The sequence below is a fragment of the Gallibacterium faecale genome (assembly GCF_027920745.1).
Classification (GTDB): Bacteria; Pseudomonadota; Gammaproteobacteria; order Enterobacterales; family Pasteurellaceae; genus Gallibacterium; species Gallibacterium faecale.
In genome coordinates, this window is record NZ_JAQIBB010000058.1 from 1 (window position 1) to 11,344 (window position 11,344).

General features: G+C 36.5%; 13 protein-coding genes. All 13 read right to left on the reverse strand.

All coding sequences use genetic code 11. From position 1 onward, the window contains the following. Positions 1-725: hypothetical protein (locus tag PF272_RS06280; protein WP_271142087.1), on the reverse strand; the 725-nt coding region annotated here is incomplete at its 3' end. Between the two features lie 9 nt (positions 726-734). Then, positions 735-1,262 (reverse strand): hypothetical protein, encoded by a 528-nt coding sequence (locus PF272_RS06285; RefSeq protein ID WP_271142088.1) that lies wholly within the window; start codon positions 1,260-1,262, stop codon positions 735-737. A gap of 9 nt (positions 1,263-1,271) precedes the next feature. Further along, positions 1,272-2,411 (reverse strand): hypothetical protein, encoded by a 1,140-nt coding sequence (locus tag PF272_RS06290; RefSeq protein ID WP_271142089.1) that lies wholly within the window; start codon positions 2,409-2,411, stop codon positions 1,272-1,274. Beyond that, a complete protein-coding gene (locus tag PF272_RS06295) occupies positions 2,412-2,750 on the reverse strand; it encodes a hypothetical protein (protein ID WP_271142090.1) in 339 nt (112 codons plus the stop codon). It abuts the gene before it with no gap. 9 nt (positions 2,751-2,759) lie between these two features. After that, complete coding sequence (locus tag PF272_RS06300; RefSeq protein WP_271142091.1) at positions 2,760-3,440, reverse strand: hypothetical protein; 681 nt, start codon at positions 3,438-3,440, stop codon at positions 2,760-2,762. A gap of 42 nt (positions 3,441-3,482) precedes the next feature. Further along, entirely contained in the window at positions 3,483-3,725 is a 243-nt protein-coding gene (locus PF272_RS06305; RefSeq protein WP_271142092.1) for a hypothetical protein, read from the reverse strand. Then, complete coding sequence (locus PF272_RS06310; protein ID WP_271142093.1) at positions 3,718-6,288, reverse strand: tail fiber domain-containing protein; 2,571 nt, start codon at positions 6,286-6,288, stop codon at positions 3,718-3,720. Before PF272_RS06310 ends, PF272_RS06305 begins: the two co-directional genes overlap by 8 nt. Further along, the gene (locus tag PF272_RS06315; RefSeq protein WP_271142094.1) at positions 6,281-8,266 is read right to left on the reverse strand and encodes a hypothetical protein; all 1,986 of its coding nucleotides are present in this window, start codon (positions 8,264-8,266) and stop codon (positions 6,281-6,283) included. The genes PF272_RS06310 and PF272_RS06315 overlap by 8 nt, the downstream gene beginning before the upstream one ends. Continuing rightward, positions 8,259-8,657: a hypothetical protein gene (locus PF272_RS06320; protein ID WP_271142095.1), complete on the reverse strand. Its 399-nt coding sequence runs from the start codon at positions 8,655-8,657 to the stop codon at positions 8,259-8,261. The genes PF272_RS06315 and PF272_RS06320 overlap by 8 nt, the downstream gene beginning before the upstream one ends. Continuing rightward, the gene (locus PF272_RS06325) at positions 8,658-9,140 is read right to left on the reverse strand and encodes a hypothetical protein (RefSeq protein WP_271142096.1); all 483 of its coding nucleotides are present in this window, start codon (positions 9,138-9,140) and stop codon (positions 8,658-8,660) included. Positions 9,141-9,195: 55 nt separating this feature from the next. Continuing rightward, complete coding sequence (locus PF272_RS06330; protein WP_271142097.1) at positions 9,196-10,194, reverse strand: N4-gp56 family major capsid protein; 999 nt, start codon at positions 10,192-10,194, stop codon at positions 9,196-9,198. 20 nt (positions 10,195-10,214) lie between these two features. Then, a complete protein-coding gene (locus PF272_RS06335) occupies positions 10,215-11,045 on the reverse strand; it encodes a hypothetical protein (protein WP_271142098.1) in 831 nt (276 codons plus the stop codon). An 88-nt stretch (positions 11,046-11,133) separates the two neighbouring features. Further along, the gene (locus tag PF272_RS06340) at positions 11,134-11,316 is read right to left on the reverse strand and encodes a hypothetical protein (RefSeq protein ID WP_271142099.1); all 183 of its coding nucleotides are present in this window, start codon (positions 11,314-11,316) and stop codon (positions 11,134-11,136) included. Positions 11,317-11,344 lie beyond the last annotated feature (28 nt).

An 11,344-nucleotide genomic window follows, 5' to 3' on the forward strand; every position in this document is an offset into this window, starting at 1 on the left:
TTTGCCACTGTAGAATTATAGTAGTTAGCCCAAGCATAACCTGAGGATGTCGGGTTGCTATTAAATGACTTACCAAATTTAACTCGTGCCTCTTCAGCTCGTTGAGCTGCTTTCTGTCTTGCTACTTCTTGAGTTTGTTGTCTTGCTGTATTTTCTTGTTCAGTTTTTATTTTTTCTTGCTCAATCCTTTTACTTTCATTATCTTCCCATTGCTTATAGCCAGCAGATTTTATTCCTGATGTAGCCTCCATTGCAGCTTTCATTCCTGCAGGTGCTCTGTTATAAACATCTTGATAAGCTGTACTATCTCGATAAATTTCAGCTTCTTTTTGAGCTTGTGGTAACTGTTCCATAGCCCAAGCTTTCTGTGCTTCTGATGATTTATCGCTATTAATAATCCTATTAAGCTTATCGACAACTTCTAATTTAGCAGTCATTCCCGCTACAACATCCTCATCCTTTTTATCTTGATCATTTTTGGTTAATTGATGTGTATAATTAGCTAATCTCATTTTTTCTCGAGTTTCAATTGCCGCCTCTTTAATTCGGTTTTCGCTTCTTAGATTTTCTAAAGTAATATCATGTTGACGACTAAGTTCATATTCCTTGGAGCGCCAATCCATTTCTTTTTGTGCAGCTTCCTCTTTCCAACCATTCTCAACATTTTTAACAATGCCTGTTCCCAATCCTGCTGCCATTGCAGCTAAAATTCCACCGTAACCCATAAATTACTCCTATTGCATCATTTGTTGTTGGTTGCTGGATTGTTGCTCTGTTCCCATTTGCTGTTGGGCAGCTTGTGTAACTTGTTGAAGCATTTGTACGTATTGATTCTCTTCTTCTTTAGAGATTAACCCTTGCGACATATCACCAAATTGTTCCATTGCTTTTAGTAAAACATCCATTAATACATCATCAAGCTGTTGTTCTGGTACACCTAATTTGGCTAACAGCTGCATCGCTAAATCTTTGGCCACTTGCATTAGTACTTGTGGTGGGATTGTTTTCCCATTTTGTCGAGCAGCTTGTAAATTACTTACCATCGCAGTTGCAATTAAATCAGCACTACCGTCAATAGGTCCTTTTTGCTTAATGCGTTCTTCTGCAGTTTGTGCTATTGCATTGATCGAGTTTTCCATCAACATTTGATACATCTGCGCCATACTACCTTGCTGTTCTTGCTGTGGCATAGCTTGTTCTGTTGCTTGTTGTGGTTGTTGGTTAGCTTGTGCTTGTTGTGTCATTGAATCTAAGATACCCATAATGTTTCCTTAAGTCGTTGTCTTGAATGTGATACTATCCCAAAGGTGATTGAGTGCTGGCAAAGTTGCATTAAATTGCTGCCATTTATCCGCTGGTTGCGTGTCTGTATTAAGACGTGCAGTCATTTGATTGAGAATGCCATAATTTCCTTGATTTGAGCCGTCAATTTTTCGTCTTTCTGCTTCAGCCTCTCTCGCTTCTCTCATTGCCTGCTGCCGATTTTGTTCAGCTTGTGCAACTGTACCAATATCTCCATATTTATCTAAAACAGCTTCTCTGCCTCGATAATGATTTATGCCGTTGTTAATAGTTGTTCCAACAGGTAAGCCACCAGAAATAAAATCTACAGCTCCTCCAACTATATTTCCAAGTACTCCTGTACCAGCTTCTTTTATCGCTTTTGTTGCTTGATTATATCCAGCATCATAAACAGCTTGAGCTGCCTGACTAGTCACTGTCGGATTATAGGTATCCGCGAACCTATCTAAACTTGATAATGTTTTTTGTGCCGCTGCTGCACCAACCATCCCTGCGGTTGGTGAAATCTTTGATAACGCATTAAATGCTATTTCACCAGCAATCGGCGACATTAAATCTGTTGCTACACCAACTCCAAAACGTCTATCAGCACTTTTCATTGCATCATTAACACCGGAACCAAAAAGCTTATTAAATTCCCCTCTCGTAAAATCCTTGTTATATGGTGATAGGGCATAATCCATTGAAAAATGCAATTCATCTTTAATGTCATTGATATTTTTGCTCAATAATCCACTTTCATCTTCCTCTCCGCCAGCTAAAGAAGAACCCTTACCTCCTGTCAAAGATTTAACCGTATCTCGTAAATCTCTCGCAGCATTTGATACATTACTTCTTGATAATGAAAATTCTCTGCCACTTCTAAAATCATTATAGCTATCGTTATTTCGCCCTGAACCATAACTGTTGGTGCTGTTAGATTTAAAACGGCTTATTCCAGATCTAATTCCATTATATCCACCATCACTATCGTTATGCCGACCATCTCCAAAACCATCTCCTCCTGAGGCTCCCGAATTATGGCTAATTCCGTTTGCTCCACTATTTTTACCACTTCCACTATGAGCATTGGCTGCAACACCTCCATAGCCACCATCTTTATATCCCATTTAGATACCTCCTTTTCTCTCATCAGCTCGTTTTTTCATTTCAGTTAATATTCCACCGCCTGCTAATGATGGGTTTTCACCAACTGTTAAGCTGTTATAAGTAGTATCTACATCTGGCACGGCAGAATATTCAGATTTTAACTGTCGTTGTAACTCCATTTGTTCGCGCAATGCTTTCATCTGGTCTTTTGCTTGTTCTTTTTGAGCGAAATATCCGCCTACTCCAATAAGCGTATTACCAATAAGATTAGCTGTGTTTTTGTTATTTTCCAGCCAACTTGATGCTCCACCTAAAGCTCCAGTAACGCTGTTCCAAACATCTGAAAATGAAAATGCCATATTGTCTCCTTATCCAATAGTAATTGATGGTACGCCTAAATTAGGGAATGATGACCAACGTTGTTTTGTGGTTGGAATAGCTTGAAAGAAAGAACTCATAAACCGCAATTCCGAATCTCGACTTGCTTTTAATTGTGTAATCGCTTTTTGTTTATCTGCTTCTTTCATATTGGTATTTTGTAAAATACCCGCAATTTGAGCATCAAAGTTATTTGTGATTTGTTGAGCAAAGTCGATAGATTTACCAATGGTATTTGCAGCGACTTGAGCATTAAGTTGATCCATTTCATTTTGATGCTGTAAATTAGCTAGCTTACTTTGATTACTGTAATTTAAATCGGCTTGTAACTGTGTCATTCCTCGCTGATGTTCTCGATCTAAACCAGCTTGTTGTGATGTAAATTGATTTTGCGTATCAATTTGTGCGATTGGCATTGCAGCATTAATCATTGCTCTTTGCGCCGATTCAATACCAATTGATGAGTTCTGCAATCCTCTTGCAGCAGCTTGTCGTTCTCCACTTGCCGCAGCCGTCTTCATTAATACAGAATTAGCATTAAGATTATTTGATACATTCTGCGCCATATTCTCAGATGTGGATGTTATATTTGGCGTTGTCGTTGACAATGTTGGTTGTTTAAGCTGGCTATTTTTATTAAGCGCGTCTGACATTGATTTTAATATCGGCATAATATTCCCTCTCTTTATCACATAAAAAAAACGCCTTTTAAATTAGTTTTTAAAAGGCGTTACTTTATCTTTTTTCCAAAAAATCCAACCAAACAACCTGACAATTACCCAAAATAACCAAGCCTTAATTGGATGACCATTTTTAAGAATGCAATTACGTAATCGATTATCTGCCTCTACACGCGTCACCTTTCCATTTATACCGTAATCTCTATCATGTTGATGACAACAGTTATTTATATCATTTGAGGCGTATTTCCAACCTGTACAATAGTATTTAGCCATATTTAGCCTCTAATACTTGTAATCTACTTTCTAACTCATTTACTTTTCTCCTATTGCACTCCGCTTCCAGAAATAAGCATTCTTCCGCTCTAATTCCCCATCGATCCCCCGCAGGACGATATTCTTGAATTACATTACCTTCCTCATCTAAAATTTCATTTTCCTCATCCCATTTGTCATAACAAAGTAGTCCATACTCGAATGCATTTATTCCATGTTTCTCGAAAACATCTTTTATTTTCTGAGCAATTAACCCAATATGATATCTTGCTCCATTCCCTTTTTTATCAATAGCATCAATCCATTTATATTGACAGATGTTAACTTCATTCCACGCTTTAACTATATCGTTATTTAATGATGATATATGCTGTTTTAAACGTTCATCTGATGATTGTATTACAGTGTTTACTGCATAAATATCTGCCCATCTATTATTCTGTCTTCCCAATTGATTACTATTATCTAATTGTGGATAAAACCCATTCGTATTACCTCTAAAATGATACCCTGGTTTATACTCTTTCATTTCTGATTGAAAAGTTAATACAAGATCATCACCAAGTGATGTTGTAGATAATATAACGCCGGATTCATTAATATTTTTTAAACTTAATTTCTTAGTATTAAGACTATCAGTTATATTGAATAGATCATCAATAATAGCTCCTCCATTTCGTAATAAAATTTTAGATCTATCAGCATTTGATCCCGTACAAACAATAATTGCATTATCATATGATATGTAATCAATATCATTGCTCAATTCACAATTATTTGCTCGTACTGTTGATGACAATAAAGCGTGTATTCCTGTCTCATTATTTTGTAATAATGAATGATTACAAAATATTGAACCAGTATATTGTGCATATATCCCAATATTATTATTATATATCTGTCCACTAGTTATTTGTACGAATCCACAACTTCTTGATTCTGCGCCAATTTTATTATAAGAACAAATTCCTTCATCAAATATAATTGATCCAGTTGACGATGCTATAATCCCTCCATCTCCATTTCCTACTGCACATGAGTAAGATGACGCATAAACTTGTCCTCCTATATCACATATAATTCCATCGAGATAATTTCCATTTGCACTAATATGCTTTGCTCGTATACCCGCTGCTGTTGATGCATAAAATCCTCTTCTTTTATTATTACAAGATGAGATGAAATCCCCATAAAATGTTCCACCTAACTCTACAACTACGCCTTGTTGATCAAAGCCAGATACTCCTACAAATCTCCCTGATGATACATGTCCTCCAGATAGACCTTGTAAATTACTATTATCAATTTTTGAAATTGTGACAGCTCCAACAATGATCCCATGCGTTCCTTTTTCTGTTTTTTCTACATCATTTTTAGACCAATAATCATCAGAATTACCTACTATCATGATATTATTTATATATATATTCCCACTTATGCATAAAATTCCATCACAGTTAATAAAATTAAGCGTTGTCTTTATTACATATGATTCAGATGTTGATATATTTGTGACTGGGAACGTGTCCACTTGAGCAGTATTTTTTACTATAATTGTCTTATCCGATTGATTAACACTTAATATTTCCCAGCACCCTCTATGTATTTCTGCTCCTTTATCAATATTTACAGTATGCAAATAATCGCCAGGCTCAACCCCATCAATATTACTCATCAATAATGTCACATAATATGCTCCTTTACTTCCTGTAACATTAACTTGAGATTTTATTGATGTATTAATACAATCGTCTCCAATAATACTTATTTGTTGACTTATTTTATTTTGTATTGTCTCTCTTAAAGTCAATTTTCCACTTACGTGAAAATTTAGTTGTCCTGCAATATGTAATTTCTCAATATTTTCTAAGATTACTTTATTTTGCTCATTAATATTTGCTATCCATTCTCCTGTCCCAATTTTTATATTATTGTAACGTAATGCATTTATAAGATGAGCAGAACAATCTATATTATTAACTGCTCCAAACCACATAATATCAACATGGTCAAAAAATATTCTTTTCCACCTGCTTCCCCAATTGCCAACAATACAAATCCCACCATCATCTGGTGTATCCAAATCTTGTAAATCCGCAACAAACTCCCCACCGCCTGTTGTGCCACCTTCATAATAAGCATCGACTAATATGCGTTGACCATGATAAGTTGGTTTAATAGTTCTTAACTCTGCTATTGATTTACATCGACCAATGTACTTATATCCATCGGGTTTTATTAAATTAACTGCTATATCTTTTGCTGCTTGCCCATATTGAATTGCGGTTTGAGCCTGTTCACTTGTTATTTGAGCATTGCTATCAATGTTAGCTAACTGTTGTTCAATATGTTTAATTTGCCCATATTGAACTGGGTGGTTGTCTTGTGTTGGCTTTTTAATCCCAAATGTTTCAGTAAACTCGGTTCCATCATCATTTAATTCCGGTATTTTCTCAAACGAGGACTGAATTGCATCCAACTCCTCTTCAAGATGCTCTCCTCTTGCCAAAGTATAAGCAATATATTGATGAATACGTTTATACCAATTTCTAATATTAGACACGTTGATATCTCCTAATAATATAATTCAAGGTAAATCCTGTGATTTCAAAATTTGGTGAGTAATTACTATTTCCACTAAACAGAAAAGATATGTTTTTGCTATATCCAGCAAGAGGTATTATCGGTGTACTGTAACTTTCTGCGCTCCATAAGAACTCATTCCATAATGATTCATTCCAATTACCACCACTCCCTCTAATTTGTTCTTGAGTGATCACTGAATTTGGTTGCTTAGCACTGTTATAATCAAGACTATATTGAAATTTGAAAGTTAAATAATTAGATGAGGTTGACTGGATTTCAGCATATTTCCAGTGTTTTATAATATGTGGACCACCACAATGGTTATAAGCAAGGCGAACAGTCCAGTTGATAGGGTAACCATTAAAAGAATTAATTTTGTCACTATTTCTATATAATCTGCCATCATTAAAAGCAAAATAACAATTATATGGCGTCCTCCAAACACCGTTTAATGTCTGAGGATAACTAAATTCAGTGACTCTCGTTGTGCCGTCTGGTAAAAACATAACGCAAATATGCACATTATTTTTGCTGTAGAATCTAACTTGATTTAATTCAGGAAAAGAAGCTGAATATGAAATATTGAGATTTATAATATTTCCTAGCTTTTGATTCGCGTCCAATTCATTGGCAAGAAAGTCGCCAAATTGTTCTGTGCTATCAATTCGAATAATGCCATTTTTACTAATGGCGACAGGAATAAATAATGACTGTAAAGTGTTAGGTGAAATACCAACACTAGCAATCTGTTTTAATTGCCAGTCATCAAGTGTTGATCCGTAAAGGCCTAGTGATTTATTACGACAACCTATTAATAATACACCACCAGATAATGATGTTAATGCTGTAATTTCAGAACCAAGCCAAAACTGTTCTGAGCCTAAGAAAGATGACCACTTTGTTGGATACCCAACTTGTGAATGTCCAAGTAATCCACCTCTAAACCCGATAAATAAATGATTTTTATGCTCTGATATATATAATGGTTCACCTAAATTACCAATAGCTATAGGAATAATAATACCATCTCGCCTAACTTCTATAGCTTCGCTACCATTACATCCATACGCATAATTACTATCTACTCCACCATAAAAATTATGGTAAATAAACTTCCAACATAAATCTTTTGTTAAAGTAACTTTATGACTTTCTGATACAGTCGCTATACGGCTACCATTCAAGAAAATATCGCTATTAGCTTCTAAGTATTGGTCGACAACAATAAAGCCTGATAAATTATCTGGAGATATATTACATGAATAGCACAATATATCTTCATTGCCTACATTCAAAGTAGCATTATCCAGTAAGCTATCAATGTTTGTAATGTTAGATAACTGAGTGATATAGGTTTCATTAGCTTCTTTCCATCCAGTTATCTCATCAGAGATATAAACACGGCAAGTATCTCCTGTATTGCGAAATACAATAACTTGATCGTCTAACTCAACAACACCAAGTAAATTTCCATCGCCATTCGGCGCAGTTACATTAGCAATGCCAATATCTATTGCCATTGCTTGGTATTTATGGTGTTGTTCTATATCATCTGTAAGATAATGTGGTGGAACTAATAATGTAAATGAACTTCCTTCCACAAAAAACGTTTCATTCACATTTATCGATAACCTATCATAATAAGCAACAACGAATAGGTGTTCCTTTACATCTAATACATAACATATCGTGTCATTTATCCTAAATTGTTTACCTTTTAATTCATCTGGTACAGTTTCTAATACAGATAAACCACAATATTTCATATTTGACGGCACAAATTTACCATCCAAACATTCATACCCATCAATTCTAGTAAATCCACCTCCCCATTTAGGCTGCACATTCATTGCAACAATAGCGTCACTGGCCATTTTCACAATGGGCGGTGTAGTTAAATCCATACCGCCAGAGACTGCAATAAATTGGGAGGATAATGTCGGTAACTTAGCCATTTTGCTGTCCTAATGTCGCTGTTGGTAAATAATCACGGCATAGCAAATTAAGATATTTATCCCATTCTGCTTGTGCTTTTAACACTAACTCTTGTGCATTTTGTGATAACGCTTTATTCGCTAGTGCATAATAAACAATACCTAAATGCAGATATTCTGGAATAAATGGTGTGTCTATTGAGGATTGAAGCAACTGCAAATTATCCTTACTGTAAGGTGATACATAAAAATTATCAGACCACTGCCGGATAATTTGAATATCAGACCATGCTTCTCTTATCGCATCGACATACTCTAAATTACGTCCACGCTGATTAGTAACGCCTGCAGGACCTTCACCTGTATCACTCATCTCACGGCGTAAACGCTGTGCAAGTTGTAAAAAGTTCATCTAAACATACCCTAAGAATTGGATTGAATAGTTTGCAACAATCTTTTCTGTCACCGAACCGTCTTTCTCTTGTTGATAAATGGTAGTCTTTGAGCTACTCAATAGCTGATAAACTGGCTCTGGCACAACCACTTCCGTATCACGTTTAATTTGATATGAATGCCCATTGATCCAAACCATTACATCATCTTGTCCATCAAACTTTTCAGAGGATTGGATTATCATTTTTACTTTGCGATACGTATTTAAATCACTGCTTGCGTTATCTTGTGTATCACTATTACTTTCCACGTTGTTTTTGTAACTAGCTGGCATTAATTCATAAGGGCGAGTATGTCCGTTTAAATCTTCAAACTCTAAAATAGCTTCAATCAAACTATCTTTCGTTTCACTTTCTTTTGGATCGATACCGCACTGCGTTTTTAAATGTGCAATTAATTCGTCTTTTTTTGCTTTATCTAGGTTAATAAATGGATATGACATAGATTTTCTCCAATAAAAAAGCCCTCGATTGAGGGCTTGAAGGTTAAATTAAGACTTAAAGTGCTGATGCTGCACATTCAATTCGAGTCATCCAAGCTTGGTTAAGAATTAATGCAGCGTGCCACGTTTTCCAACCAACCGAACCAGTTTGACCTAATTCATCACCCTTTTCAGGCTTACCTGGATTTCGCACTAAGATATTCGCAGATTCTTTACCTTTGAGAGGGCAAACCCCGAAAGCATCTTGCCCAAAGATGACAATCTTATAAATGTCAGAATTACTTCCACCTGTTGATAATGTTGTACCTTTGGCGCCTCCTGCGTTTGGTGTCGGAGCAAATAACGCACTAGTCACAAAGCGAATATTTTCCACAGTACCAAATTCATTAGGTGATACAGTGGAACGTGTGCCATATTTTGCAACAGGGACAAAACCTGGCAAGTTGCGAATATCCGGCTCTAAATCGGTATGACATACCGCAATAAAAGCAGCTTCAATCGGCTTAGTTTCCATCTTAATAGAGGAATCTAAAATTGAAGTAACTTTCTTGGCACGGTTATTCATCAGCGTACGCACCGCTTTACGCAATGCAGCAAGGGATAACGGTGTATTAACCTGATTGGTTGCTGCGCCATTCGCAAATACAACGGAGGTTCCTCCATTAATCACTCCCCAGGTTAATAACTCTGTGGTTTCTGCTGCTTGCTCACCTGATAACTGAGTGATGTCTTTTAGTACTTGGTCTTCGTGTGTATCTTGAATCACATCTGTGATTTCGGTCCACGCACCATATTGTTTCAATACAGCTTCGACATCTTCATACACCATCTTTTGTGCAGCAGGACGCACACCTTCTGCCAACGGTGTTAATGCTGGTTCAAATGGCTTCGCACGGCGGAATTTAATTTTCTGCCCTTTGTTTTGCGGAATACCTTTTGACTGTCCAAATTTATTTAACACAATAATTGGTTCAGCGTGTTTCAATAATTGAGCCACTGCATAAACCTGCGTACGTGGCGAAATATCACCGTAAGTAGTGGTTCCTGTAGCCATACTCTTTTTCTCCTTAAAATCTATCTATTACGTTTCATTGTCTCTGCAATGCTGTCAAAGAGTGCATTCTCATCTAAATCGCCTTGATTACCTTTCGGGCTGTTGCGTCCATTTGGTAACGTCATTGCAGACATTTGTTGCGTTCTTTTTAATCTGTTATCTTGTTTAGCAGAGATAACTTTTTTATATTCGCTTAACAGATAAATTGCATCACTTGGATCGTCAGAATAGAACAAGGCTTGCACCCCTTTTGGTTGTGCTTGCACCCATTGATGAAATCCTTGATCGCTAATAATCTGTTCTGCGTCAGGAACAGCTTCAGAAACGAGGGCAATACTGCCGTCTAATTCCTGTTGAGCTAAATCCTGTACGTTAGCTTCTGCCATTTTTGATAACGGTTCAGAAATTGCATTCAAGCGTTGATTTTGTCCGGCAATCAAGCGGGATAAAATACTGGCCATCTCTGGATAATCTTCTTGTAGCTTCGCAATATCTTCATCAAGATTGGTTTGGCTAGCATTTAATTGATCCAGTGCGGCTTTCGCTTGTTGATATTTCTTTGATAACGCCCCAACACGACCTCGATGGCTTTTTGCCATATGTTCAAAGCGTTTTTTATCTTCCTCAAGTTTGCGTACATTTTCCCTTACTTCATCAGAGGCATCTTTCAACCAATCAGGCACATCATCTTTAATCTCTTCCGATGGTTTCACTTGCTGATCAGGCAAGCTAGATTCAGTTGTATCTGCGTCTGTGTTAGTAACTTGAGGTTCGCCACCTAATTTCACTTCGCTTGCGGCTTCTTCAAAAGCGGCTGCTTCATCAAATTGTTGTGACTCTTGATTTTCCATGTATTACTCCATTAGCGGCATTATGCGGCTTGTGTAAATCCAATAAAAAAGCCACTTAAAACTAAGTGGCTTCATCAAATAAGTTTAATTAATCGTGTTCATCAAGCTCAAAATAAGCAATCAGATCGGTTATTTCAGCAATTCGACCTCTCAACACATCATATTGCTGATTCGTCATACCAAGTTGAGATAAACTAGAGTAATAATCATCAAGACGTTTTCTTAGTTCACGTCTTAATAACAGTCTATCTGCATTAGATTGTACTTTCATATTAGCTCCAATAAAAAAGCCGAAACGC